This window comes from Paenibacillus lactis (assembly GCF_017873605.1).
GTDB lineage: Bacteria > Bacillota > Bacilli > Paenibacillales > Paenibacillaceae > Paenibacillus_AQ > Paenibacillus_AQ lactis.
In genome coordinates this window covers 48,721-75,681 of record NZ_JAGGKI010000017.1, presented here as the reverse complement: position 1 = coordinate 75,681, position 26,961 = coordinate 48,721, and the positions used below count along the sequence as shown (strand labels likewise).

Genomic DNA, 26,961 nt, shown 5'->3' with positions numbered 1-26,961 from the left:
CCAAGAACACGACGTTCAAGAGCGACCAGAACTCGTTCCCCCTCCCGACAACTGCAAGATTATAAAAGAGGGATCTGTCCCTAGTCATTTATGACTTTGAGACAGCCCCTTAAAATTAGAGTAGTAACCCGTAGTGCTTGATTTTACAACTTTTCCTCTAGATGGTTCAGTTATGACCGTTATTCCAACACCTCCACATTCGCATAAGGAGATTTTGATGACTCTAACAGGGGCTGCGACACCCCTTTCAGATGCATGTCGAAAAACGCGGTAATGTAATCGCGTTGTGCCGCAAGCGCCTGTTCCGGCTCGACGATTCCAACACTCCCCTGGACGACTTGAGGAGAAAGGCTCAGCTTACTGCTTATTTGCGGCAGCAGATATTGTTGATCGGTGAACGTATAATGCGCCCCGTTCGGTATCGCTACATCTAGTTTCCACCCGCTCGACTCGTTCCAGAACGATGCCCTATCCTCCGCCGTGAGATGGGGATCCACCTCTCCCTCGTCGGTAAAACCAGCATTCATTAGTAAAAACGGGCGGTCAAGTCCATGCTGAGCAACCGGAAGCAGGTGGTTGGGTAAATAGCCCATCGAGCCATCCATATCGATACCGGCGCCGATTCGCTCATCTTCATACATCGCTTGGGCAGCCGTTGCGCCGCCAGCAGAATGACCAAAAATGCCGATTCTAGATAAGTCCAGTGCAAGGTCCAACCCTTCAGGCAGCTCACGTTTCGCATGATCCGGATTGTTCCCTTCCTTGAGCGCCTCCAGTCGATCCAGTACAAACCGGACATCATCAACCCTGACGCTCATCATTTTCAGTACCGTATCCGCCCCGAAATCAGGCAATTGCTCGGTCTCTATTCTCCCTTCGGGAAACTCGACGACCGTTGTCTCATATGTATGGTCAATGGTCACAACGACATAGCCATTACTGGCCAATTCCTGAACGTTAATCGTACCTAGACTTCTCGGAACAGATCCGCCCGGAGAATATATGATGACAGGCCAGCCCTTCTCTCCGTGCTCTGCGGGTGCGTTCAGCGAAGCATGAACGCCGATGTTGGATAGATCGATTCGGCCGGGCTCTACTCCGATTGTCGGCATGACGGTTTCGTCGTAAAATGCAGCTGCGTTTGGCGGTATATATTTGGCTTTCTGGCCAACCTCCCGGGTGGCCGGGTACCAGATGCTGATCATAAGCTCCCGCTTTCGATCCTTTACCCAAGGATCGGCTCGGTCGATATCTGTCAAGTGGAGCTCCGTCACGCCCACTGGCATCTCGCCAGTCGGCTCAGGTAACGTGATGTGAATCCGTTCACCGGTATGCGGTTCGTCGTATTGTACTGGCGGTTCCGCCAAGATGAACAGGCTAACGGCCGCAACCATTACGGCTGCTGAGGCGAACATGGCGAACCTAACCTTACGAGCAGACTCCCCGTTAATAAACTTTATGATAGAATTTACTGTGATCATGTAATATGTCATATAGATCACCATAAACAATCCAACGCAAACCAATATTGGAAGCAGGAGATTTATACCACCCATTCCTCCGAAGAGCTTCCGCAGCCAGTTAAAGATAATCAAATAATGACCGAGGCCGACCAACAGCGGCAACAAGAAGATCAGTGCGTTCTGTTTCAGGATCGTAGCGGCGATTTCCTTGTGGCTCACGCCGATTTTTTTCAATATCTCATAGCGAGAACGATCGTTCGTCGCCTCCGTCAACTGTTTAAAGTATAGGATACTTCCCGTTGCTAGAAGGAACATCACACCCAAAAACCCTAGAATGAAAACATTGAAAGCCGCATTCTCGATGCCGAGGCGATACACGGAATAATAGGTCGACAGCTTCATTTCTGATGTCTGTATAGCTGCAAGCGCATCGGCAGTCTCTTTCGTATTCTTCTGGTCCTCAACGATGTAACCAACATATTGCTTGGTAGGAACTTGCGCTTCCAGCTTGCGAAATGTATCGTCCGCAACGACGACCATAATATCCGGATAATGCCAATTGAGAACACGTTCAAGCGTCATGCCTGCAAATGCTAAATTAACGTTCCCATTAGGCAAATCCAGGGTGATGGTTTCTCCTGCATAATCCGCCCATTCGTAATCCGTATACATGGGGCGAATAGCGATCGCATGGTCAGATTCGTTCAACGTTAACCGGTCAAGACTCAGCGCATCCGCTACACGATTATATGTGCTAGCCGCTATCACTTTCACCGGATGCTCGGCTGCCTTGCGCTCACGATCAGACAAGATATCGTCGCTTGACGCTTCGCCGCTCAGATGAATGACCGGAATCGACATCTTGGCTTTCACGGGATGCGCATCGTCGCCACGTATGATCTCCTCGACCTTTTGATCGACTTCGTCATCCTGCGCAATATGCATGTAACTAAAAGGTGCCGTTACACGTGCCGTGTGCTCGTAAGCGTAGTAAGTGCTGAAACCGAAACTGAAGGCGCATAGTGCGATTGCGGACAAGATGGTAATGACGCTTAGCGTGCGTGCATTCCCTTTCATTCGGTACACCAGGTTGGAAATCATGATTAGGTTCATGCCCTTGTAATAATGGGACTTCCGCCTCTTGGCGTATTTCAGCAGGTAAATAACGAGCGATGAAAAAAGCAAAAAAGTTCCTGCGATGATGCCGACGGTCATGACGCCCAGGTTCGTAAAGATCTGTTCATTATTTTCAAAATTCCGAAGTCCAAATCCGTAGCCGACGATGAGCAACGCGACCGCGGCGGCAGCGGGAACGATCGACGCCCTCGGTTCCTGCTCCCCTTCCTGCTCTGCGCGGAACAATTCGATAAGCTTGAATCGATAGACCAATCGATAAGCTTGTATAGAAGTTATTGTAATTAGTATAAGAAATATAACCACAGTGGTAAGCACCGCAGGAAGGGAGAACGTGATTCCGACATCGACAGCTACTCCCAATAAGCGCATTAAAATCATGGCAAACAGCTTCGACAATAGCGTACCGGCCACAATGCCGAGAACCAGGACGCCGGCTCCAATTGTCATATTTTCATAGAACAGCATCCGGCCGATTGTTTTTTTTGGAAAACCTAATAAAGCATATAGCCCGACTTCTTTTTTTCGTTTGTGGGTAAAAAATTGGCCAGAGTACATCATAAAGACGGATACAAACAATACCAGGATGATTGATCCAACCATGAACACAGATTGCATGCTATCTGAAGATTCGACAGCCTCGACTACCTGCGTACTATATTGTAGTGAAGCAAAGACATAAAATATGGCGACGCTTGCGAACATGGAAAATAAATATATGAAATAGTTGCGAAGATTACCTTTTATTTTTCTTGGCCAACTCAAATAACGTCATCCGTACGCCCTCCAAGCACCGTCAACACATCCAGTATCTTTTTAAAGAATGCTTGTCGCGGTGTCGTTCCTTTGACGATCTCGGCAAAAATGACACCGTCTTTTAGAAAGAGAACTCGACTGCAGTAGCTTGCCGCTAATGCATCATGAGTCACCATCAGAATGGTCGCATGCTCTTGTTCGTTCAGTTCATTTAGCGCCTCTAGCAGGCTGGCCGCAGCTTTAGAATCCAGCGCTCCCGTCGGTTCGTCGGCCAGAATCAGTCGCGGACGCGTCACAATGGCACGGCAGGCAGCAGTTCGCTGTTTCTGACCTCCGGAGATTTGGTAAGGGTATTTTTCTAGAATATGCTTGATGTTAAATCGTTCCGCAATGGCAGACACTCTGTTCTCCAATTCGTCGACCGATATACCGGACAACGCGAGGGGGAGCAGAATGTTTTCCTTGACCGTCAACGTATCCAGCAAATTATAGTCTTGAAAAATGAATCCTAGCTTGGATCGCCGAAAAGCCGATAACTGCGCCTCGTTCATTTGAAGAACGTTTTCCCCGTCGATCACGATGCTGCCGGAGGTCGGTTCATCGATGGTGGCGGCCATATGAAGCAGTGTTGTCTTCCCGGAGCCCGATGGCCCCATAATGCCGACAAATTCTCCTTCGCCTATGCACATATCGATCCCGTGAAGCACCGGCACGACGTTCCCTTTATTCCCATAACTTTTCGTTAACGCTTTTATTTCAATAACCGTTTCCACTGTATCTTTCCTCCCTGCTTTCCCTTTTTCAATTTCCATCGTACCATGCCGGTGACTAGTTATCCTTACGCTGAACTTACGTTTTTCTACTGGCGAGCTTACATTTTTGTCACGGTACTAGTTGCAGTAGTGTTAGCCGAATTAAGATATAATAGGATTAAGGATATGGAGGCGTATGGAATGAAGATGAAGATAATGATCGTAGAAGACGACCCGACTATTCGGGGGTTAATCGGCGAGACCGTCGGGAAGTGGGGATACGAATCCGTGACCAATTTCAAGACATCCTTGTCGTCCTGCAAATAGACAAACGGGTTATAGCCATGCGAACGATGCGGGTGAATCAGGTCCAGCACTTTGATGTCATAGCCTTTGGCTTTAAGCAGATGACCGGTGTCCCGCAATATTTCCCCCTTTGGGTCCAGAACGACATAAGAGGTCGAGGCTTGCATCACATTCGGCTTAGCATAGAACCGTGTTTTGCCCGCGCCGGAGCCGCCGACAACCAACACGTTCAGGTTCCGGCGATGCTTGCGGCCATCCAGACCGATTTTGACCCGCTGCGTCAAAATTTTGTTTTGTTCCGTCCGTCTGTCTCGATACTTGGCATTGACGGTTTTCGCTCGGCCCCAGCGGGCGCTGCCGTGCTCTTCCCGCCGACGATAATTCCGTGGTGTCGCCAAATAAACCCCAGCGCAAAGCCCATAGATCAGCGCAAAAATCAACAAGCAGCGGGGCGTATCGTCCACCCACTCTATGTTAAGCGGCTGGCGCATCGCCGTGCTGAGATGGACCAACATACTCGGCAATCCTTCTGACCATGCGGGAGCAACCAACAGTGCCAACCAGATGACGGGAATAAAAAAAGCCGCAAAGAGTATCAAATTACTCCTTGCGGCTTCATCGCGTTTCATAATGCCTCCAGCGCTTTTTATTTAGAAGTGGGGCATCAATCATTTTTAACAATAAATCATCCACGGCATCCGTCGGTCGTTTCTCACCGATTAAGTCATTTCGTAACGCATTCAGCGCATGGACGACTATCCCGTGCTCATAATGATTCAAAGACAAGATTCGTTCCTGTTTTTTCATAGCACTCCCTCCAGACAAAACTTAGCGAACCGGATCGTATCGTTTAGGCTGGCGCTGTTGTGACAGGTTCCGGTTCATTCTCTGGGATGTTTGTTGAAAAGCTTCCTTCATGAGCGTCAACTCGGCACGAACTTGCTGCGGTTCCAACCCGTTCCACTTCTCCGGCGCTCGATCAAAGCGGAAGGTGTCGGTTGCAACACCAAATTGCCTGCACAACATATAAGAAGCGGAGTAGGCAACAAACTCGTTATCTGAGCGGTTGTACCGTCCATCGCCACGATCCAGTTCAGCATGTGTCAGTTCTTGGGCAAGCGCTCGAAAAATATCGCCGGCCTCAAGCCCGCGACGAATGGTAATGTTTTTTGTATCTGGCTGATAGAACGCGTGCTTTACCGATGGCAACGCATCACCAATGCCAATCGGAACAGGGGCGAGGTCAATTAACGCTTTAATACGGGCGCGATCATCCGGGAATGCCGGTTCTTCCCGTTTCAACGCGGCGGTCGTTTGCGCAATATCAAACATCTTTTTCGGATTGTAGCTGATACCGGTGCTGCCATCCTGCTTTTGATAGGTTTCGCCCGGTTCCAGAATGTAAAACCCTGTTTCCTTTCGACGAATGAATACCCCTTGTTCCTTCCATGTGTCAAAATCGGCAATGCGAGTCGCGTTTGGCCGCTGCGCCAGAATCAGCAACGCATTGGCCACGCTATAGCGGTCAAAGCGGCTCTGGACATCCAAATATTGCTGGAACGCCTCACCGTTCTGCATCACCGACAAGGTGGTGGCATCAATCGTATCATATGTCCATTGCCGCAGCTCCTGTTTCTTTTGCACCCATGCTTCTTTATCGAAGGATGGTTCGGTTGTACGGAAAGAAGAGGAAGCCGCAGCATCCTGTCGGAATAAATCATCCAGTTCGCTCATTTGGCTTTCCCTCGCTTTCGTCCTTTTGCTTTGTTGGCTTGTTGTTTATCGGCGGCTATCCGCTCCTTTCGAGACGGCAACGGTTCCGCTTGTTCCCGCGGCTGTCTGTCTTTCTCCCATATCCTTTGCTGCCGGTTCTCTTCGCGTATTTCCCGCAATAATTGACGGACGGACACTCGCTCCGGCTCTTGACGAGAAGGTGGATCAGTATCCCTTGCGGTAACCTCGTTGCGCTCGAAGGTATTCTCGGACGGATGGGACGTTTCCGCCGGTTCCTTCTCCGCTGTTGAATGGTCGTCCTCCGATGGAGTCGGCTCCGGCAGTTCGGACTTTCCCATCAATTCATCCAACAAGTCGTCCGTATTCCTTTCTTCTGCGATTTCCTTCGACAGCTCTTGTTCCTGAACTTGCTCGTGACCTGGTTCATGTCCTTGTTCCACAGCAGGAGCTTCGGACATTCCATTGGATTTTTCAATTTCACTCTTAATTTTGGCGGTATCCACAGTGGCCAAGTGGAAACGCTCCACGATCCGATTGATTTTGGACGCATCCTCCGCCCGGACCATCACATCGCACATCCCGTCCACGTTCTTTTTGTCGCGCAAAGCACAGTACAACACGCCATACCGCTTGGCTTCCTTGCAGAAGGTTGCCAGGTCTTCGTTCTTGACCGCAAATACCTTTAATTCTTTCCCACTGCGCAGCAAACTCTCCAACCGGATGCTGCCCTTTGTTCGTTTTTGTCCTTGCAAGGCCGCAAACAAATATACCGCCAAATGCTTAGCGCCTTCGCCGGAAATCTTGGCCATGACTTCGATGCTTTTCAAGCTCATGTTGACAACCTGATTGGCGGCTTCCGTTTCGGTACTCATCGAAAATTTCCTCCTTTCGATCCTGTGCGCCACTTCTGTTTAACGTCTCTCGTAATTCTCCTGATCGCTCCAAAATGCCTTGAACCAGCTTCACCTCCTTTCGAAGCGAGGCAAGCCGTTTAGAACAAACAGCAATTTGCGTTTTGTATTGTTCTCGCTGGCCAGCATCCTTGCAGCGGCGAATTCGGTTGTACAACGACTTGCGCTTCAGGTGCAGGGATTGGATCTGTTCCTCCAACCTGTCACGGAAAGCGAGAAGCTCCTCTTGATGGGTGAGGCGATACTTGCATAGCAGCTTGGTTTGCTCCATCAATACCGACAAGTGTCTCAAATCCTCCCGAAGTCTAAAGGATGGCTTTTTGACAGGCTTTCGTTTTCTAGGAAGCACACCCATTTCAAACAAGTAGCGGATATATAAAGCTTGCAAGCCGCGCAATTTGCGACCAGACCGAACATGGCTCTTACACATGGCACGTCGTCTGCGGACATGGGATGGCCTTTCCCGTTCAGGTATTCGGTTTCGCAATATTCGCTGCTTGATCGCTTCCTCGGTATAGCCATCGCCTAGACTGCGCAAACGGACAAAGCGTGTCTTTCCAGGCGGCCGTATCGCCATATGTTTAACCGCCGTTTTTAGCTCATAACCTTGCTTTTGTAAATGGGCAAAAAACTGTGTCATCGTCATGGAAGATGCAATAGCCTGATCGATGTCCTGCCGGATTAGCCCTCTCCATGTTGGCTTTCGCTCACGTTCCGCTTTCCATTCTCCATAATGCTTGGCTTTGCCCGATTCGGGATGCTCGATCACCGACAAGTGATGTTCCTGGCAAAGCCGGTCGGATGTCTGTCTCAGCAGGGCATAGGAAGCTTTGTTGTCGTAATACCGTTTCCCATCCACAAAGGAAACCGAGTTTAACACAAAGTGATTGTGCACATGCTGTTTATCCAAATGGGTCGATATGACGACTTCAAAGCGCTCCCCCCACAACTCCTGTGCCAGTTTAACACCGATGGTATGGGCGATTTGCGGCGTTGTCTCCCCCGGCGCAAACGCTTGATAGGCGTGAAAGGCCAATATGCCGTCCGTCTTAAAAAACTGCCGCTTCGTCCGCTGCATCTGCTCATAAGCCGTTGACGGATCGCAGTTGACACCGCTGACATATAGTTGCTTCTCCGTCTTGGCATCCGCCTGTGTATATACGAGTACCTGCTCCAAACCTCCGCCTTCGCTACGTTCTGCTGTCTTGTCAGGATTTGCGGCGTAATCCAGCACCCGCTTAAGCCTGTCGGTCACACCCCAGATTGCGGTCGTTGCCACGCGAAATTCCCCCCTTACGGCGGATGCACATTTGGATTCACTGGTGGTCTTCGTTCCGGTTCGGTTACAGACTGTTGAATCTGCTGGACTGCGCGGCGCAAGCGGTCGGCTTCCACCTGAAATGCAGCCCGTTCTAGATGTCCAGTCGTATGGGCCTTCACAGTGAGTTGATTCAGGTTATTCCCAATAGCGTTTAGTTCACGCATCATCGCGAAATAATCCAGGGGCGGTAGCGGTTTGGGAGTATACCCATTGATCAGTGCCCGAATGTACGCTTCCCGAGAAAGTCCCGTTTTTTTCACTTCTCTCATAAGGCGAGCATGCTCGCTTTCATTTAAGCGAACCAGAAAAGAGATTGGTCGTTTCCTCATTAGCATCACCCCTTTCCGAAAATGAGCTACCGACAGAAAATCTCATCGCCGCGGGACAATTCGAGCATCGAGGCAATAGCATCGTGCGAACGGGGTCTTAGGGGCTATGCCCCTAACAAGCGAATTTGGATATCCAAATTCAGTGCTTGCTACAACACGAGACAGTCGTCTCGCGTTGCCTTCAAAAGCACCTGCCAGGAAAAAGAGAGGGACCCAAAAAACACAAAAAAGACGCCGATCCGCTCAGCGCCTTCCTTCGAACTTTTTTGTTATCTCACCAACCAGCGATAATCCTGACGGCAGTCTACAATGTAATCGACATACACGATTTCATCCTGAATTTGATATAACACCAGATACCATTTTTCCACGAACATCTTGTGATACTTGTTTGACGGGATAAATTCCGCTTCCAGAAAAGGATAGCGCTCCGGCATTCGCGCCAAGGAACGTATCGCTTGCAGTAATTCGTTTTTCGTTTTTCGCGCGGCATCCGGACTTTTCTCCGCAAGAAATCGCACATGAGTCGCCAGCATTTGGCGGGCGCGATCGGAGACGATGATCTTATAACGGGGCATCTTTTCCATGCTGCACCTCGTCAATAATGCCCTCCAGGTAAGCGTCCAGTTCATCCGGCGTCACGCCAACACGGCCCGCCAAACGATCTTCTTGCACAGCGAGCAGTTCTTCACGCAGCTTTAACATCTTCTCGCGACGGGAAAACGTATCAATGTCCATTACGACAAGATCGCCTTCACCGTTCTTGGTCAGATAAACCGGTTCCCCGGATGTTTTGCATAGATCGGCGATTTCATTATAGTTTTGCCGGATACTGGCGGAAGGTTTGATAATCATCTTGGTCACTCCTTGCATAGCTGTATATTGATTTTATTATACCTATTACATGCTATACAATCAATGCGGCTGCACTTATCCCCATATATTCACATCTTATCCACATGATGTGAAAATTTTCCGTAGCCCAGAAAGAAAAGACGCCAACCGTTCAGCGTCTACCGCTATCGGGATGGTTCACCGCGTCTTCTTCGGAATTCCATCAAATCGTTGTTTACATCCTTTCCGAACTTAGGCGGCTCATCGGATATGAGAAGGGCGGGGGAGAGGAGCCTCTGTATCGTGGCTGCCGCCAATCGCCCCGGCTCATCATTGTCCAGGTGCAGGACAAGTCGATTCACCTGGGGAAAGCACTGCAAGTAATGCGTTAGGGCAGACGGGGGAGTAGAGTCCTCCCCATTTGTCCTGGGCCTGTATATTCCGGCCAGCGACAGCTTATGCGCCTGCCGCCAATCCCGGCCAGCGAGATGTTCCAGCGTACAGTAGGATAAGAGATCAATAGCGCTCTCAAACAGATGCAGTTCCGTACAGTTTCCCGAGGCCGGAATGGAAAACGAATACCGCTTGTCGCTGCCAGCGGCTTCCCCCATATAACGAGTGCTTGTCGTACCGCGTATCGCCGCATAGCGCGGCGTTCCTTGCTGGTCGAAACCGACGAATACCGCGTTGTGATAGCGGCGGCTTTCATACAAACGCCCCGTTTCGAGACAGTAGTCGATCAACGTGCGATGGATACCACGTTTGCTGAGATAGGCCATGACGCGATGCGATGTACGATTCGGTTCAGGAAGTTCAAACCGCGCTGGAGATGAGCGTTGTTGCAAAGATTGCGAAAATGCAGGTGCGCTGCCTGGATGAACGCCTTCCATTTGCAGCACCGCATCGGGAAAAGACATGCCCCGCACTTTGATCAAATAGTCCAGCGCCGAGCGCCCGCCGATCCCCCTTGACCACCAGTACCATTTACCGTTGGAAATTTTCAAGCTGTCGTGTGTCCGGGTGGTGTAGACATTGCGGGAGCATCGGACCAGTTCTGCCGGCTCGTACATTTGCAAATATGTGAGCAGGTCCAGTCTTTTGGCACGTTCGATCTGTTCCTTGTTTACATAGCTCATTGCCGCAGCTCCTTTTGGAAATCCAGGCAGCGTCCGATGGGGTTATGGTTCATCGTGCCTTACCCCTCTTTTTGGGGTACGTATAAGCTCTGCCTTCCTTCAACTTCGTAACGCCTTTCTTGTTCATGAATGCGTCTAAATCGCCTTCATGAACTTGACTGGTCACCCCGTTTGAGTCGCGGATGTAATAATACGTGTCGCCAAATCCGTTTTTCTCTTTGGATATCAACTCCAACGATGGCACGGTTTCTCCCTCCTTGATCAAGCTGGTTCCGTAACCAAAAGGCGGCAAAATCGGACAAAAGCATCCGCCGCTTGGGCTGGCATACAACATGTTCATTCCTCCGGAAACGAGAAAAGGACCCCAAAACCGGAGTCCCATTCGTCATGAAATTGATAATTTTAACAAGTGAGCGATCTTCGACCTGTGAAATGCTCGCACCGATACCATGTTCTTCTCCGTAATGGTCAGCATGAAGTTCCCTTTCAGGGGGAGGAACGACGGTGTCAGGCCGTTATCGCCCACGGCCCACCACTCGCCGTTCGGGCGCTTCCGGTTCTTCGTCCGGAACGCTGTCCACGGCTTCATTCTCCCGCTTATCCATATTAAGCAGGGCATTCAGTTCCGCGAGTCGCGCCGATTTCGTTAGCAGCTCCTGTTCTTTCTCGAAAGGAGCTTCGACTTGTTCCTTCGCTGTTTCCATCTGCTGGAGCAGCGTGGAGAGTTGCTGGCGGCTATGTTCCAGTTTGGCTGGCAAATCCGCCAACATATTGTTCAACCGGGTGATGTTGCCACCTGCATCCATCCCTAGCGAGATGGTATGGTCCAATGCGCCGCGCAGGGTCGCCTTGTATTCTTTATGGAAGCTGTCAAAGGATAACCATAGGGAAAAACCGAGATAACTGCCCGCCTCCTGCGGCTCGGATGAAGTCATTCCCTTGCACGCCTCCAGCAAGGCCGCGCCTGCTGCCGCTCTCTCCGTGTAGGTAAAATCCTTAATGACCATACCTGGGAACTTGGATTCATCCGTTCCCTCCGGCACAGCCGATTTGGAACGCAGATATAGAGCGACATCCTGTTCATATCCGGCAATTCGATCTTCTGTAGATTTGACTTGTTGCGGCAATACTTTCAGCAACCGATCCTCCAATGCGTAGCGTTGGCTCAAGTGATTAGCCTTGAGCAGCTTAAGCTTGGAAACCTGGATATCCAGGTCCATCTTCTCTTTGATATACGGATTACCGGTTGCCAGCGCCTTGACTTCGGCATAAGAAAGGGCTGCTTCATCGATATCCTCGGCAGAACGTACCGGCGATTTACTGGTCATGATTTGCGAGATAAAGCGCTGTTTATTCTCCAGCGTCTGATACAAATAAGCGTCGAACGTGTTCTCCGTCACATACCGAAAAATGTGTACCTCGCTATTCTCATTGCCTTGCCGGATAATGCGTCCGCTTCGCTGCTCCAGGTCGCGCGGGCGCCAAGGGCAATCGAGATCATGAAGCGCAATCAGCTTCGTTTGCACATTGGTGCCCGCCCCCATTTTAAATGTCGATCCGAGCAGTATACGAATCTGGCCAGTCCGCACCTTGGCGAACAGTTCCTTTTTCTTCACCTCGGTGTTGGCATCGTGAATGTACGCAATCTCCTCGGTAGGCACCCCTTTCTCTGTCAGCTTGCGTCGCAGTTCGTCATACACATTGAACGTTCCGTCTTGCTTTGGGATGGATAGATCGCAAAACACCAGTTGGGCTAGCCGCTTTTCCTCGTGTTCCTTCCATAGCCGAAACACATTGTCCGCACAAACGCTCACTTTACTGCCTTCGTCATCGGGCAACATCGGATTGGCCAGCCGTTGATCCAGTGCCAGCTTACGCCCATCATTCGTAATCTTGAGCATATTGTCTTCGTGCGGCTCTACTTCCTTGGCTCGCACCCGCTCAGCACGGTGGGCGAGATCCGCGACCATTTCCCGCTGGAAGTCGCTTGGCGGCACGGCAACATTGTGGAAATGGGATTTCGGTACGGGAAGCTGGAGCATGTCCGCCGTCTGGATGTCAGCCACTTCCTTGAACATATTCATCAGTTCCGGCAAATTGTAAAAACGGGCAAACCGGGTTTTCGCCCGATAGCCCGTTCCTTCCGGTGCCAGTTCAATCGCCGTGACCGTCTCGCCAAACGTCGAAGCCCAGGAATCAAAATGTTGCAATCCTTGCTTTCGCAGCCGCTCATATTGCAAGTAGCGCTGCATCGTATACATTTCCGTAATGGAATTGGAGATCGGCGTACCCGTCGCAAAGATGATACCCCGGCCTCCGGTCAGTTCGTCCAGATAGCGGCATTTGGCAAACATGTCCGACGACTTCTGCGCTTCGGTTTGCGACAGTCCGGCCACATTGCGCATTTTCGTGTAAAGAAACAGGTTTTTGTACGAATCGGCCTCGTCCACGAATAGCCGATCTACGCCCAGCTCCTCGAAGGTGACCACATCATCCTTGCGGCTGGTATCGTTCAGCTTTGCCAGCTTGGCTTGCAGCGTCTTCCTCGTCTTCTCCAGTTGCTTGATCGCGTACCGTTCGCCCTTGGCCTCCTTCAGCTCGCGAATGCCGCTTGTGATCTCGTAAATTTGTTCCTCCAGTTGTTGACGTTGGCGCTCCATCGATATGGGAATTTTCTCAAACTGCGAATGTCCGATGATGATCGCGTCATAGTCGCCGGTGGCAATCCGCGCGCAAAACGTTTTGCGGTTTTTCGTTTCAAAGTCCTTCTTGGTCGCCACCAGAATATTCGCCGATGGATATAGCTGCAAAAACTCCGCTGCCCACTGCTCCGTCAAATGATTAGGAACAACGAACATGCTTTTGCTGCATAAGCCAAGATGCTTGCTTTCCATGGCCGCAGCGGTCATGGCAAACGTTTTGCCTGCGCCTACACAATGAGCAAAAAGGGAATTGCCTCCATACAGCGCCCGGGCAACCGCATTGACTTGATGTTGGCGCAGCCGGATTTCCGGATTCATTCCCGTAAACCGAATATGACTGCCATCGTACTCGCGCGGGCGGATCGCATTGAAACGATCATTATACAAACGCGTTAATCGTTCCCGCCTCTGCGGGTCTTTCCAAATCCAATCGCGGAACGCTTCTTTCAGCATCTCCTGCTTTTGTTGGGCAATTGCGGTCTCTTGCTTGTTCAAAACGCGCTTTTCCACGCCATTCTCCAGCACGGTATCGAAAATGCGCACATCTCGCAAATTTAAGGTATCTTCCAAAATCTTATACGCATTCACACGATTCGTTCCGAAGGTCACGTTGGCTTTAATGTTGTTGCTGCGGTCATTGCTTTTCCCTCGGACATTCCAGGCAGCTGTATATTCGGAATACAAGACGTCGATAGACTGCCGGAACATGTATGGCGTGTCCACCAGTTCGAATATAAACTCCCGGATCACTTCCGGAGGAAGCCACGTCGCTCCTAACCGCACATCAATCTCGGAAGCATCCAAATCTTTCGGCTGCACCGCTTCTAATGCTTTGACATTTTCGCCGTACCGCTCTGCATCCATTTCGGCGGCACGCCGTGCAATCAGAAGTTTGTCACGAACGTTGCCAGACAAATAAGCGTCCGCCGTTTCAAAAACCGGCTGTCCTTTCTCATCCAGTCTTTCCGGGTTGGGGAAGATCACGCCGCGCAACTCCTGAACAAGCTGTTCCGTTGTCATGTCGGTCAATTCTTGCATATAGGGGAGATCGACACGTGCTTTTTCTCCAATGGAGACGCCCAGCGCTTCCTCTGCCGTTTCCACATGCCGAACGGTCGTGCGCTGCCGAATCGTACGCTTCGTGAACATATCGGCTTTGCGTAGCAGCTTCCCTTCCTCGTCGAGCACTTCCAATGAACAAAGTAAAAAATAGGCGCTATCGTCGGCGAATGCCAGGCTGTTGGCGCGGCTGTTGATCAGACCGTATTGGGCGGTAAAACGATCATACTGCGCATTCAATTTCCGCTGCTGTTCCCGGATCTCTTCGTCGCTATAATCTTCCGTCTGGTATTCGATCAGTTCGCGCACCGTATCCCGCAATCGGATCATACCTTTGATTCGCCCGGCGGCCGTGGCCGACGTGTCCACTCGGTGCATCCGGCTGTTTTCGCGGTAATACAGTTGGCCGTCCACAAGGGTATAACTGAAATTGCGCACGGTCGGATCGGCCGGGAGGGACGTGTCTTCTTCATCCGGCATTACTTCCCTCTCAACCTCCACCCAATCGGCATGGATATTGGTCAGTGCTTCTCCCAGCAGTTCGCTTAAATTAGCATCCGGGTACGGGTTGCAAGTCGTCTCCTGTCTATTGCCATACATCCGGTCATCAAACGCCATCGTCCCAAGCACCATGTCAGGATGCGCAGCAAAGTACGCATTGATCGGCACGCCTTCGGCTGTCTCTGCCAAGCCAATCCATTCCACACTTTGTTCGGTGACAGTCACCATTCGGTCGCGCTTTTGCAGAAACAAAATATCCGCCGTCACTTCCGTTCCGGCGTTGGACTGAAAAGCGTTGTTCGGCAAACGAACCGCACCCAGCAATTCTGCCCGTTCCGCAATATACTTGCGGACAGCCGGGTTCTGTTTATCCATCGTTCCTTTGGACGTAATAAAGGCAATAATGCCGCCCGGACGCACTTTGTCCAATGTTTTCGCAAAGAAGTAATCGTGAATGAGAAACTTGTGCTTGTCGTAGCGTTTATCCGCCACACCATACCCGCCGAAAGGAACATTCCCTATGGCCAAATCAAAAAAACTGTCCGGCAAAGCGGTTTCCTCAAACCCGCTGATCGCAATCGTCGCCTGCGGGTAAAGCTGCTTGGCGATGCGACCTGTGATGCTGTCCAGTTCTACACCAAATAGCTGCGAGTCTTGAAACGACTCCGGAACTAACCCGAAGAAATTGCCGATCCCGCAGGAAGGCTCTAAAATATTGCCGTTGCGAAAGCCCATCCTTTCCAGACAACCATAGATTGCTTTAATGACAACTGGAGACGTATAGTGAGCGTTCAGCGTTGATGCGCGAGCGGACGCATATTCGTCCGGTTCCAGCAACGATTGCAGTTCGGCATATTCGGCCGTCCATTGCGCGTTCGCTTCGTCAAATACTTGTGGGATTCCGCCCCATCCGACATAGCGGGCGAGAACGACCTGTTCATCCGCAGTTGCCTGGCGGCCTTCTAGCTCCAATTGTTTGAGCAAGCGAATCGCGGCTACATTAAAACCATACTTAACCTTGGCTCCGCCATGCCCTAACTGGTCATCGGTGATACGGTAATTCACCGCAGTCGTTTGCGGTGCAACAGACCGTACATCCTCGACAGCGGAAGGAGCAGAGGGTGCTTCCTCATTATGCGCCTCATCCGATACTTGTTCGGTTAACTGAAGGGATGCCGAGGCAGACTTCGGCTCATCTCCATCCGAAAGCTCCGGCTCTATTTCTTTTCCGGCAGGTTCCTCCGCTTCGGTTTCCACTCCTTGTTCATCAGTTAGCAGATGATCATTAAGCGGATTTTCACGCAGGATGCGTTCAAAATCTCGGCGTTCCAGTTCCTTGGTGAAAAGCGGAAAATGAACATCCCGCAGCATCACGTTACCGTTTTCCACCAGCAAAATCTCATATTCGTCCGCGCCAAAAAAAACCGTATCGCCGGGCGCATAGGCATAACGCGCCTGCTTCCGCTCCATCGTCTCCGACTGCTGTGAGGAGGACGGATGTTCTTGTTCCAACCGTTCGCGAGCAGACGCTTCTTCGGCCATCTGCCCGCGGCGCCCCTCCAGTTGCTCGGCAAATGCAGGAAGTCGTTCCGTTTCCAAACGATTCAGATAACGTCCCGCCGCCAGCAACTCGCCGATCCGCTTCTGTACCTTCATCCAAGGCAACACCAGCTTTTGCTCTTGATCCGTCATTGAACGTCGGGTCAACGTGATGCCTTTGCTATCATGATGCTCATAAATATCCGTGCCGATCAGTACAGGGGCGCGCCCGCCCGTGCCATATTCCCGTTTCAAAAATTCGGCGTTTTCTTTCTCCGATAACGATTGCTGAAAATGGAGAGCAATGCGATATTTACTGTTGGCAAAGCCGCTTCCTTGTTGGAGAATCGCATCGATCACCGCCTGCGGCCAGACAAAAGCGGAGGCTGTATCCGCCTCCGCCTGTTCCATAAATAAGGTTTGCTGCTGAACCGATGGCTCCGTCTTTCGTGCCGGGTCAAATTCGTTAAGTACTATCATACTGTTGATATGGCCGGCGATCACTTCCCAATCGTAAAAACTTTGTGCGGTTGGTTCGGTTGCCGGACCCGTCCAAAGATGGAGCACATTGCGATACGGTTCATACCCGATGAGAAGGTCTTCGTCCAGCGTAAGCTCGGACTGACCCGGCGCAAACAGGCTACGCACATACAACGCCCGCTCCCCTTCATTTTCATGTGCGGCGAAGAAAGCCTCGATTTCCGACTTGCTTTTCAGTAAAGGAGCGGTGCGCAGTAGATCGTTGATGGCATGATGGTCATGAAAAAACGGAAGACTCCGATCTTCCGTTTTTCGATCATACCATTTTAGTTGTAAATCAGTTCTGTCAGAATGGTCTCCTCCACCTGTTGCTTCAGGCTGTTCATGTAACCCGTCCAGCCCAGCGGATCGCTCGCTTTGTCCGGGGCCGGGTGCAGACGGAGCAGTTCGTTCATCGTCTGTTCGAGCTGCGTCCGCGCCGACCGGTCGATTTCCGTCAGATGCTGGTGCAGTTCGCCCGAGAGCAGCAGGCTGGCGTATGTGCCTTTCTTCTCGGTTTTCAGGTAGTTTTTGCGCAACATCCCATACTTGCCGATCAGTTGATGATCCTCGGTCAGTGTCAGGTCGGGCAGCAGATAGCCCCCTTGACGGGTGTAAGTCACTTCCATGTTCATCCGTCCTTTCTGGCAATCGTTTAGCTTCATTTTGTGTCAAGGCCGTTTCTCTTGCAACGGTGCGAACGTCTCTAGCCTGTGAAGTCTGACGTTCTACACGCCGCTGCACCCGTATCGTCGATTCGATTTCCCGCAGCATCATCTCCGCGATGTCGCTGATCGCTGCTCCAAGCTGCGAAAGAGCGGGCAGTGTATTGAAATTCCCGATGCCTGAAAGATCCTCCCGTCCAATATAGTGAGGGGCGTTCATACCACAGCGGGTTAGTGCCATATAGGCAACGGAATGATACACAATCTGACGGAACAGCACTTCCACAGGTTGGCGTTCCAGTTCTTCAAGCAGACTGCCCTCAAGCTCTCGAACAAGCAAATCCACATAATCCGAACTGTTGTCATCCACTGCGTTCCGGGCTGCGCTCAGCAGCGCATTCGGCCATGCCGCATCCGGTTCCTGCTCGCCAAACGCATTGTTCAACGTTTCCGTAACGACCGCTATATCGCCCGGCTCCATGCGCCAAAGCGAGACCGGTCGAGGATCTCGGCTTTGCGTGTCCGAGATATCAAACACATGCCGTAACCCAAAATGGTTGCCCCGGTCTTCGATAAGTGCAATACCTTTCGCCCCGCGTTTGACCCAACGGTTGAGCCGCTTGTTCCAGACGTCGATGGATGCGCAAGCTGTAGCATCGGGCCGCTGTGCATAGATTAATAACTGATCTTGAAACGGATACTTGTAGTTCCACGCCGCTGTCGATAAAAAATCCGCCCAACGGTCGGGATGTTCCACAACCGTGCGGGCGGTATGAACGGACAAATCAACGATATGCTGTATTTTCGCGGTCAACGGTACCTTTCTCCTTTCATAAGATCGTAATCTGATTGGCCAGTTGAATCCCCTCCTCCGAATAGCGGGTCATGATCCGAATCAAGCCCTTACTCTGCAAACGGTGCAAGTTTCGACATACCGTCGAAGGAGAAAAACCTACATCGATTGCCATTTTTGTACTGGACAGGTAGACCGACTTGTGTCGCCCGCCCTATCCAGCAATAGCCGTACAACAGCTTTGCAGCTGGCGGGACGGCTGCTCCCGCGATCAGCATGTAGCGTGCTAGATCATTCATTGTACGTCCTCCTTCACAAGGTTTACCGCGCCGTTCTGGTTTTGCTGAACAGATCGGCCAAGCAAGTGATTCTTGCGGTAGCAGTAGATATAGAAGCTGTAATCGCCAAGATGGGGGAAGCAGCGAATATAATAGCGATAGTGAGTGGTTTGTAAACAGAAACCACAAACATCGGAATGCCATGCGCCGGGGATACGTGCTTCCGGGTGCCGCCTGCAATAGGCTCGCATCTCATTCAAATTGAGCAAAAGTCCTTGCCATTGCAAATGTTGCACAAGTGCCGCCAGTTCCTGGCGAAAGGCAAGCGTCCTCCGTTCCCCGGCATGATCCGACCATGACATCCAAAACTGATGATCGTCATCAGTGCCGAAATCTCCTCGCAAATGACCGATATAGCTGAGTTCCTTGCTTTGAGTCGCGATCGCTGAATAGAAGTAAGGTGTCTCTTCCGATGCTAACGGTTGAAGTTCGCCAAACATCGCCCGAACCTCCGTTTCCACTAACGTTGCTGTTCCGTTTTTTTCTTCTGCACGGCTGACGCTTGCCGCTGCTGCTCCGTCACGCGCTCCGGCCGGGCGTAGCAGTATAAGTAAAAGTTGTAATCCCCGGCAAAAGGAAAGCATCGCAAATAGTAGCGGTGATCCTGCGTCTCCATGCGGAAGCCGTACACATCTGTGCTCCAAGCGCCGCCGATCCGTGCTTCCGGATGCTGGCTGCAGAACCGAAGCATATGCCGACGGCTTTTCAGCACGCCCTGATCGCCGATCACTTGAAACGCCTTGCCCAATTCTTCTTGAAATGTAGGCGTTTCAAAAGGTGAGTTCCGGGGAAACCAGGTCACCCAGAACTCTTCGCCCGACCGTCCAAAATCGCCGCGCAGATGACCGATGCATCCGCGCGCAATGCCCTCCTCAGCAGACGAGGAATAAAAATAAGCCGCCTCCTCCGGTGCGGCACTTTGTAACCTTTCCATTTGATCTATCCTCCCGGCTGGTGAATTTAATGGGTACCCCCTGTTCCAAAGTCATCATAAGAAGACAGGTCGGCATGATAGAACACCATATCGCCGTCCTGCAAACTAAACGTTGCTCCATACGGGTCGACAAAGCGATGCTGAAACCCTTCTCGTCGCCATTGATTGCTGAGCGGCGCGTGGATATACTGCAAATGCGGTTGATTCACATTCTGATTGCGAATCGTTTCGATATTGAAATTGACAATGATGTACCCGTCCCGCAAAAAGATAGGCGACTTATCGTCCAGCCGATTGGTTCGTCCGTACTCGGCCAAGTTGAATCCTTTGGGGACGACATACGGCGCGGCAGGTAGACTGTATTCGCCAACCCATCGCTGCACCGAAGCATGGGCACGCGAAACGTCAATGCCGGAAGGAACTTCCATACTGCCGATAAATGTCCGAAGCCGTGGCGGGAGCAACATGACATCATATCCGCCCACGTAAACGGGCTGCTGTGCATCTTTCAAAAACTGCTGAATAAACGTTTGCTGGTTGCCAGACGCACCGTTCAGCGACCAAAGGGAAGATGCCGTGTTCGTCAGTTCCTGCTGGGACATATTGCGCAAGCGGGTGTCCAGCGTCACATGACGCCGCTCCACATCTGCACTGGAGCCGATGCGAATAAAACGTTTATTCCCCGAATGATAGTACAAGTCCACCTCTTGCCGGTTCTTGCCCTTGCTGTCGACAAAGTAAAAGGTTGGCGTAATCTTGATCCCGTCGTCCGAACCGAACATATTGCCCATACTCTTCAATTCAAATTTAATATGGTAGCCGGTTTTGACAGCCACGTTTTTCTTGCCGGCATCCGGATGGCTCCCCGGTCGTATCGGCAACACGTAAGGAGGCTGATTCCCCCGTGCTGCGCCGTCGATGCCCTTCGTACCCACCCAATAAGCGTTGCCAGTCGGCGTTGCACTTCCTCGTTCTCTGCGAAATACGGTCTCCCAATTAAAGTCGGCAATGTCTGTGATGCGGAAATCATAGACACGGCCGATCACTTCAACCGGCACAACCTGTGTGGCCACATGGTGCGTCAAGTCTAAATTGGCGTTCATTTGTGACGTAAAGGAGGGAGGACTATTTTCAGCAATGGTTCGGAATAGTACATCATAATTGCCCTCGTCCACCCAAACAGGTAAATAAAACGTTGTCTGAATCTGGCCGACCGGGATCGACGTCCATGTTTCTTTCGGGATCAGCGTTTTCCGATCCGCTTTGTACACGTCAAACGGAAACCATACTTGCTTGTCGCGCATATACTTGCCATAGTCGCGATTGCCGTAACCCTTTATATCCCGATGCGCTCCATTGGTTGGGATGATGACCGTAAATGGACGATCCAGAATAAGCGCGGCTCTCCCTGCGGTCGGCAGCGTTTTTTGATTATGCGCCTGATCGTCAGATACGGAAGCCTGGTTGACGACCGGCGTATGCACCGTCACCGGATTAATGCCATCAATGGGATAGCTTTGGTTCTGGCCGCCTCCAATTCCTTCGATGAGCGCATAGAAGATCGTGCCGGAGCTTGGCTGTTCGGCCTTGTTGGGTTTGCTGGCATCGATCAACAAACCGTTGCTATACAGAACATTTTGTCCGATCTCGGGCGGAGTCGGTATCTCCCTCGGGGGCGGGGCGGTTTCTTCCGTGATCCGGTTGTCCATAATCGTTTGCCCGTTAAAGATCAGTGAGTCATTTTTCACTTTGATTTTTCCGACAGCCTGTTCCGCTGCGTTGGTCCAATCCTCATTCGGCACAGATGGACGGCTGGAACCTCCTTGAATCGTTTGCCCAGGCAGCGTCACATTTTGATAGACCGGATCGATAATATGAGCCTGATGGGTGGCGTCGTGAGAAACCGAGACCCTTGGCTGCGCGTAGCCGTTCGGCTTCAAGGTAACTTGTCCGCTGGGTAACGCGTAGTTGGAAACCTCTGCTTTTTGCAAGCCATATACCTCCAGACGATCAATGAGCCAGTAGCTGTACTTGCGCTCCACGGTATAGCTTTTCGTTACGGTTTGTGTATCCGAGCGTGAAACAGGCACTCTGGTTGGATTGCCTTCGCTGTCCGGGGGACCGGAAACGTATTCCGTCCAGCGCAGCGTGTATGTTCGACTAACGGTAATCGGGTACGTCTTCGTCCCTTTGATTTCCGTAAATTTGTTTCGGTACAGATACGCTTTGGCATTCGCTTGAACATAAAGACTCTCCGATGTCGGGATGCCTTGAAGCACGTCGAAGCGTTCCGCACCGCGAGTATCCGCTTGGATCACAGCCGAAGCATCGGGATTCATCACTTCGTTTTCCTTGACAGCTCCAGGCTCTGTTTCGTCATCCGTACCGCCATTTCCCCCTTTGTATATGCCGATAAAATTGGAGCCTCCGGAACCGACAAAGATGGACCGATCCAGCAACTTGCTATCTCCTTTTTCCTGAATAAACAATTTCTCGTCGGGCTTGTTGTTGTTCGTGATATAAGACCGGATGATTTCATACGTCTGCCCGTCTTTGGTCAGTGCGGCTTCAAACGTGTGATTCACTTCATCTCCGGTCGCATATTCGCCTTTATCCACCTCTTTCAGGACTTGGCCGCCTTCTGTCATATAAATCGCCTTCACCGTATTTTCCTCATGGTATTCGGCGATTAGATTCGTTCCGCCCAGCGCGACCGTAAAGCTGCGAATGCGCACTTTTTCGTTCGTTTCCGGGTTTTCCTGCACCCACGTTTTTCGCGACGGGTCTTGCTTCGGTGATATATAGGAGCGAGCGATGGTATACGTTTTTCCATTGTCTTCGATCACCGCCGGAAATTCATGATTGATCGTTTCCCCGATCTCGAACTTTCCTTTTTCAAATGTCACATCCGGTCGGTCAAATCACCCGTCCGTCTACTGTTTTAGCGATAACGTCCACCGGGAATTCCGCACTACGATATGGAATATGCAAGCCAAAGTAATCATCCAGATCGTCCGGAAATCTCCAGCCTTCCGCTTGTTTGATCCCGGACAACGTATAAAACGGACCTTTCCGCACCGAGCCGTCCGCATTGACCGATACCATCACAGCATAAAAGTAAAGATCGTCATTGTTCTGAATGCCTTCCATTCCTGCTTGCCAGAGGCGCTGCGTCACGATTTCTTCGGGGATTTCGTAGTATGATGTCAACGGTTGCCCCGGTACAGGAGGATCGGGATGCTGCCCGATTTGTCGTACTTCCTGATTCATAAACAAGGCATGCGGCCTGCTGCGCGGGTCAGCGCATTGTTTGGGCGATGTTGTGCTGCAAACTTGCTCCCGGGTCACCACCCAGCCCACCGTCCGATACCGAATCGAAGTGCTCGCCGCCGTGCTGGTGATTTCGAATTGAATCTTGCCGTCACGGATAATCACTTGCGGGGGAGCTGCCGCCGCTTGTTGAACGACGAAAAACGGCATAAAAAAAGTGCATGCCAGCAGCATGCACAGTACACGTTGATAAAGTTTTCTGTTGCTCACCGATCATTCCACCTTTGAAATCGTGTGGTTGAAAAACAAGCTGGCCGTGGGCGAGACCTTTAACGTGCTTCCCCAATGGCCGCCGACGTTGGTGACCATTTTGATGTCGGCGTACCCTTCATACCACACATTCTTTTCAAAATCTGCTTCCTGCGGAAACCAGTTATCATAAATCAACCGTTCATGATGTTTAAACGAGAGGAATTGAACCCGAAACTTGACGCGAATATAATCCGCTCCAAACCCGTCATAAAAAATCATGGACGGCTCCGGTTCCAGGTAGCCCATAATATGAATTTGATTTTCTTTCACCCAATCCACATATTCACGAATGTATCTCAATTCCGCATTGGAGTTTTGCATCTTCGTTGCAAACATGGCCTGCGCCCACGTATCATCAATCGTGCGGTAATCTACATTTAACAACAAAGCGCCAAACGTTTTTAAGTGTCCCATCCAGATGTCCACGTTCTGCTTGTTGTATTCGGAGATGGTCGCGTACAGTTCGGAAGACACTTTGCTTTCTGAAGGACGGGAGGGGGGGTACGCCATCTCGTACATCTCATTGGGAACATCGGCCAAAATGTAGGGATAGTCCGCCGCATTTTTCGGAAGATCCGTCTTGCGGAGCAAGCGGCCCCATTCATCCGTGTCGCTCTCAGAGATGTCCTTCGTGTGAATTGTCACCGTTGACGTACTGCCGTCCCATTCCACCTCTGCGCCCAGCACCTCGCTGACAAAACGCAGCGGCACAAACGTCCGGCCGTCCTTGGTTACCACTTGCGTATCTAAAGCGACCTCTTGTCCATTGACAAGCGCAATATTTGAACCGATTTGCAGTCGAATCTGCTGGCCGTCCCGTTCAATCGGCACCGATTGGCTCGGAGCTTCCCAGCCAACCTTGGCACCGAGCGACTCTGCGACAAAGCGAAACGGCACTAATGTCCGCTGGTTCTCATCAACATAAGCTTGGGCATCGGGAAACCATATTTTCTTGCCGTCCAGCACCACGCTTACAAACGCAGGAGGAAGACTGGCAGCACTTGCCGTAGCCCCGAACAAGCTGCTAACCAGGACGGCAATCGTCATGGCCATAAACCATTTCTTCACTCATTTCACCTCTTATTCAAGTAATCCTGACTGGACTGGTTGTACTGTTACTACTAGCATAATGTGCATGAGTCAGACTGTCCACCCTTAGAAAGAGGAACAAGAAAGCGGCATATAGCCCTGTTGCGCCGCCGCTTTTTCGCTTGCGAACGTTTCTTCTATCGGATAGGAGTACGGACAGCTTTTGCGATAATACACTTTCATATTGCCTTTCATTGCTCCCACAATCTCCGTTTGCTTCATCACGCGGCTGCCGCCCAGTGCGTAGTTGTTATATACCTTGCGTCCCATCGGAATTCCCTGCATAAAAGCCACAACGCCTACATCGGCAATCGTGTTATGCCATTCCTCTAGCGGGATGGACGGCAGTGTAAACGTATAGGAAAGACCATTTCGCAGGGCGACCTCGTTATGCTTGTTGATCCGATAGGACAGCTCATCCTGTATTGCGCCCACGATCGTGCTGCGCCGCACTTCATGAAATAACGCCGCATCTCTTAACAATGGAATGTTGGCCTCCGCCTGAATGTCCCTACGAAAACCTTCATGCCAACTACGAGTCGCCGCAGCATACACCAGCACTTGTTCATCCAGCGTAAAGGAATAGCTGTTGCCGTTTGAATCGGTATACGCATAGGGCCGTTTGGTTCCCCAAGCCGGTGCCATAACCGTTTGGCCGTTACGATCTGTCCATTCATCCTCAGCATAGACATAAAACCCGTCGTATCCAATGACGACAATCACCGGAATGTAACGGTTCAACACCCCTTGCGCAACCGGATCGCCGGATATGCCGAAATTGGCGTACAACGTCCGGTAAAACGCCGTGAGCGCTTCCTCCCTGTTGACCGCCACTCGCTTGACCGACTCGTAGCGTGACTCATGCTGCTGATCAGCATTGATGATGAGTGCTTGTGCCGCCGCATCCACCGCAGCATCCATGGCAGCGTCATAACGCAGTTCGAGCAGCATCGTTTGACGCATCAGTTCCACATCAATCTGATTGATTGTGGCAAACGGGAAAAAGATCAGCACACCAACGACAGCCCATTCAATCCACTTCATTGCGTACCACCCCGCCATAAGGAATGAATATTTTATCGTTCGGGCTGACGGTGCTGTTCAGAAAATCAAACAAGACCGTGCCGGGCGTACGGCTCACATTTTTGACCGTGACGGTGAACGTATCGCCCACCCGCAGTTTGTACCTTCTTGACGGGTCGTCTCTGGGGGCAGAGCTACCGGGAAACAGCACCGGCAAGATCTGAGCGTTGTAAAACGCATCGTAATGCACTTCATACGTACCCTGGAACGTTTCTGGCCTGGTCGGATCGTCATATACCGGCACATATTTCTTGCTTTCATGTTCCATCTGCACATTGAAATCAAGGCCCGTCGCCTCAATAGTTTGTCTGAAATCGGTATACATGGTCGGTGAAATATATCCTTTGTCACGTACCGCATCCACAAACGCCGTTGTCGCCCGCAGGACGACTAATTCTGAAATATCATCCTGCTGCTGGAACGCTGTGTAAATCGGGTAGATGTAAAGCAGCAGTACGGCAAGCAGTATCGCAAACACCTTAATATAACTGTTCATGGCATTCTCCTCAACGTGTGACGACTACCAGGCGCAACAGCCGCCCGTCCGTGTCACGTTCGTGCAAGACGCTGTATCGGCCATGGAGTTGGATTCTGTCTGAAAACCATTGCTCCCGGTTCACCGGTGATGCGTATCGGACGCCATCCACCACGATTTCCGCATCTCCTTCTTCCAACCGCGCGATGGCCTGAAACACTTCGGTTCCCGACATCCTGCCATCACCGGACAAGGGAGACAACGTTTGCCGGATGGTCCGGTCCTGCGTCATACCGGCGAGATAGGCCGTATCGGCAAGCGTCGCGCCGTTTTGAAACAGCCACAGCCCGCTAACCACGGCGATCAAAAACAGGAGACAGGATGCACTCATCTCCAACATCGTTCGCGTCGCGTAATCCAATGGCTTCCTCCTTTCAGCAAAAGGGGGCGACAGCTAGACGGACGCCCCTTGGCTTCATTTCATTTTCGCACCTTATTGTTGCCGGAACACGATCCCGCGAATGACATTGCTGCGATCCAGCACCAATTGCGCCTGAAACTTTCCGCTCGGATTGACATAGTTCACATTGGCTTCATCGACGGTATGCTCCAGACGTCCAGGCGCATCGCCAACGACCGATCCATACGTAATGCTGTCCATCGGAACGCCAATGTTGATGACTTTGCCATACCACTGCCCGGTCGGGTTTTTCCCGGTGATTATTTGGATGCCAAACTGTTCCTGATCCGAAAACTTGCGCAGTGCATTGACGACTTGACTGCCCGAAAGTGTCGTGTTGTCATACACTGTAAAGGCCGTCTGAGATAATTCCGTTTGGATATTGCTAAAATTGCTTTGAGCTGCTTTTGTTGAATCTTGCGCGGAAATAAACAACACGACAGCGAGGGTAATGAGCGCAATTGCGAGGAAAATGCCCGCCGCCATTACCAGCGCCTTTTGTGCATTGGACATGGTCGATCTCTCCTTTAAATGTAGAAATAAAAA

23 protein-coding genes are annotated in these 26,961 nt (G+C 51.2%); all 23 read right to left on the bottom strand.

Annotated elements, in window-relative coordinates; genetic code table 11:
* Nucleotides 1-179: 179 nt before the first annotated feature.
* The 23 genes from J2Z18_RS24165 to J2Z18_RS24060 all read right to left on the bottom strand — a co-directional run bounded on the left by J2Z18_RS24165 (nt 180) and on the right by J2Z18_RS24060 (nt 26,928).
* Entirely contained in the window at nt 180-3,155 is a 2,976-nt protein-coding gene (locus J2Z18_RS24165) for an FtsX-like permease family protein (protein ID WP_312889671.1), read from the bottom strand.
* Nucleotides 3,156-3,358: 203 nt separating this feature from the next.
* Nucleotides 3,359-4,126, bottom strand: coding sequence for an ABC transporter ATP-binding protein (locus J2Z18_RS24160; RefSeq protein WP_007130972.1), 768 nt, complete (start codon nt 4,124-4,126; stop codon nt 3,359-3,361).
* Between the two features lie 98 nt (nt 4,127-4,224).
* The gene (locus J2Z18_RS24155; RefSeq protein WP_244152735.1) at nt 4,225-4,926 is read right to left on the bottom strand and encodes a type IV secretory system conjugative DNA transfer family protein; all 702 of its coding nucleotides are present in this window, start codon (nt 4,924-4,926) and stop codon (nt 4,225-4,227) included.
* 100 nt (nt 4,927-5,026) lie between these two features.
* Nucleotides 5,027-5,218 (bottom strand): hypothetical protein, encoded by a 192-nt coding sequence (locus J2Z18_RS24150; RefSeq protein ID WP_007130974.1) that lies wholly within the window; start codon nt 5,216-5,218, stop codon nt 5,027-5,029.
* Nucleotides 5,219-5,239: 21 nt separating this feature from the next.
* Entirely contained in the window at nt 5,240-6,145 is a 906-nt protein-coding gene (locus J2Z18_RS24145; protein WP_007130975.1) for a hypothetical protein, read from the bottom strand.
* Complete coding sequence (locus J2Z18_RS24140; protein ID WP_040739002.1) at nt 6,142-7,017, bottom strand: PcfB family protein; 876 nt, start codon at nt 7,015-7,017, stop codon at nt 6,142-6,144. Before J2Z18_RS24140 ends, J2Z18_RS24145 begins: the two co-directional genes overlap by 4 nt.
* A complete protein-coding gene (locus J2Z18_RS24135) occupies nt 6,926-8,335 on the bottom strand; it encodes a relaxase/mobilization nuclease domain-containing protein (RefSeq protein WP_007130977.1) in 1,410 nt (469 codons plus the stop codon). The genes J2Z18_RS24140 and J2Z18_RS24135 overlap by 92 nt, the downstream gene beginning before the upstream one ends.
* A gap of 14 nt (nt 8,336-8,349) precedes the next feature.
* A complete protein-coding gene (locus J2Z18_RS24130; RefSeq protein ID WP_040739004.1) occupies nt 8,350-8,706 on the bottom strand; it encodes a plasmid mobilization protein in 357 nt (118 codons plus the stop codon).
* Between the two features lie 269 nt (nt 8,707-8,975).
* The gene (locus tag J2Z18_RS24125; protein WP_007130979.1) at nt 8,976-9,293 is read right to left on the bottom strand and encodes a type II toxin-antitoxin system RelE/ParE family toxin; all 318 of its coding nucleotides are present in this window, start codon (nt 9,291-9,293) and stop codon (nt 8,976-8,978) included.
* Nucleotides 9,271-9,561, bottom strand: coding sequence for a type II toxin-antitoxin system Phd/YefM family antitoxin (locus tag J2Z18_RS24120; RefSeq protein WP_007130980.1), 291 nt, complete (start codon nt 9,559-9,561; stop codon nt 9,271-9,273). The genes J2Z18_RS24125 and J2Z18_RS24120 overlap by 23 nt, the downstream gene beginning before the upstream one ends.
* Before the next feature lie 164 nt (nt 9,562-9,725).
* Nucleotides 9,726-10,676 carry a DUF3991 domain-containing protein gene (locus tag J2Z18_RS24115; protein WP_007130981.1) on the bottom strand — a complete coding sequence of 317 codons (951 nt, stop codon included), beginning with the start codon at nt 10,674-10,676 and terminating at the stop codon, nt 9,726-9,728.
* A gap of 49 nt (nt 10,677-10,725) precedes the next feature.
* Entirely contained in the window at nt 10,726-11,010 is a 285-nt protein-coding gene (locus J2Z18_RS24110) for a hypothetical protein (RefSeq protein WP_007130982.1), read from the bottom strand.
* A gap of 181 nt (nt 11,011-11,191) precedes the next feature.
* Nucleotides 11,192-18,475, bottom strand: a complete 7,284-nt coding sequence (locus tag J2Z18_RS31115) for a helicase-like domain-containing protein (RefSeq protein ID WP_210095473.1) — start codon at nt 18,473-18,475, stop codon at nt 11,192-11,194.
* Nucleotides 18,476-18,564: 89 nt separating this feature from the next.
* Nucleotides 18,565-18,753, bottom strand: a complete 189-nt coding sequence (locus tag J2Z18_RS24100; RefSeq protein ID WP_007130984.1) for a hypothetical protein — start codon at nt 18,751-18,753, stop codon at nt 18,565-18,567.
* Nucleotides 18,750-19,232: a hypothetical protein gene (locus tag J2Z18_RS24095; protein WP_210095472.1), complete on the bottom strand. Its 483-nt coding sequence runs from the start codon at nt 19,230-19,232 to the stop codon at nt 18,750-18,752. The genes J2Z18_RS24100 and J2Z18_RS24095 overlap by 4 nt, the downstream gene beginning before the upstream one ends.
* Before the next feature lie 20 nt (nt 19,233-19,252).
* Nucleotides 19,253-19,726, bottom strand: a complete 474-nt coding sequence (locus J2Z18_RS24090; RefSeq protein WP_007130986.1) for a hypothetical protein — start codon at nt 19,724-19,726, stop codon at nt 19,253-19,255.
* Between the two features lie 26 nt (nt 19,727-19,752).
* The gene (locus J2Z18_RS24085; RefSeq protein ID WP_276825323.1) at nt 19,753-22,632 is read right to left on the bottom strand and encodes a DUF5704 domain-containing protein; all 2,880 of its coding nucleotides are present in this window, start codon (nt 22,630-22,632) and stop codon (nt 19,753-19,755) included.
* Nucleotides 22,633-22,642: 10 nt separating this feature from the next.
* Nucleotides 22,643-23,266 (bottom strand): hypothetical protein, encoded by a 624-nt coding sequence (locus J2Z18_RS30625; RefSeq protein ID WP_245256176.1) that lies wholly within the window; start codon nt 23,264-23,266, stop codon nt 22,643-22,645.
* Between the two features lie 3 nt (nt 23,267-23,269).
* A complete protein-coding gene (locus J2Z18_RS24080; protein ID WP_210095471.1) occupies nt 23,270-24,376 on the bottom strand; it encodes a copper amine oxidase N-terminal domain-containing protein in 1,107 nt (368 codons plus the stop codon).
* Nucleotides 24,377-24,463: 87 nt separating this feature from the next.
* Nucleotides 24,464-25,441: a hypothetical protein gene (locus J2Z18_RS24075; RefSeq protein WP_055109600.1), complete on the bottom strand. Its 978-nt coding sequence runs from the start codon at nt 25,439-25,441 to the stop codon at nt 24,464-24,466.
* Nucleotides 25,428-25,976, bottom strand: coding sequence for a hypothetical protein (locus J2Z18_RS24070; protein WP_210095470.1), 549 nt, complete (start codon nt 25,974-25,976; stop codon nt 25,428-25,430). Before J2Z18_RS24070 ends, J2Z18_RS24075 begins: the two co-directional genes overlap by 14 nt.
* Nucleotides 25,977-25,986: 10 nt before the next feature.
* Nucleotides 25,987-26,346, bottom strand: coding sequence for a hypothetical protein (locus J2Z18_RS24065; protein ID WP_245256175.1), 360 nt, complete (start codon nt 26,344-26,346; stop codon nt 25,987-25,989).
* A gap of 102 nt (nt 26,347-26,448) precedes the next feature.
* Nucleotides 26,449-26,928 carry a hypothetical protein gene (locus J2Z18_RS24060; protein WP_007130992.1) on the bottom strand — a complete coding sequence of 160 codons (480 nt, stop codon included), beginning with the start codon at nt 26,926-26,928 and terminating at the stop codon, nt 26,449-26,451.
* Between the last annotated feature and the right edge of the window lie 33 nt (nt 26,929-26,961).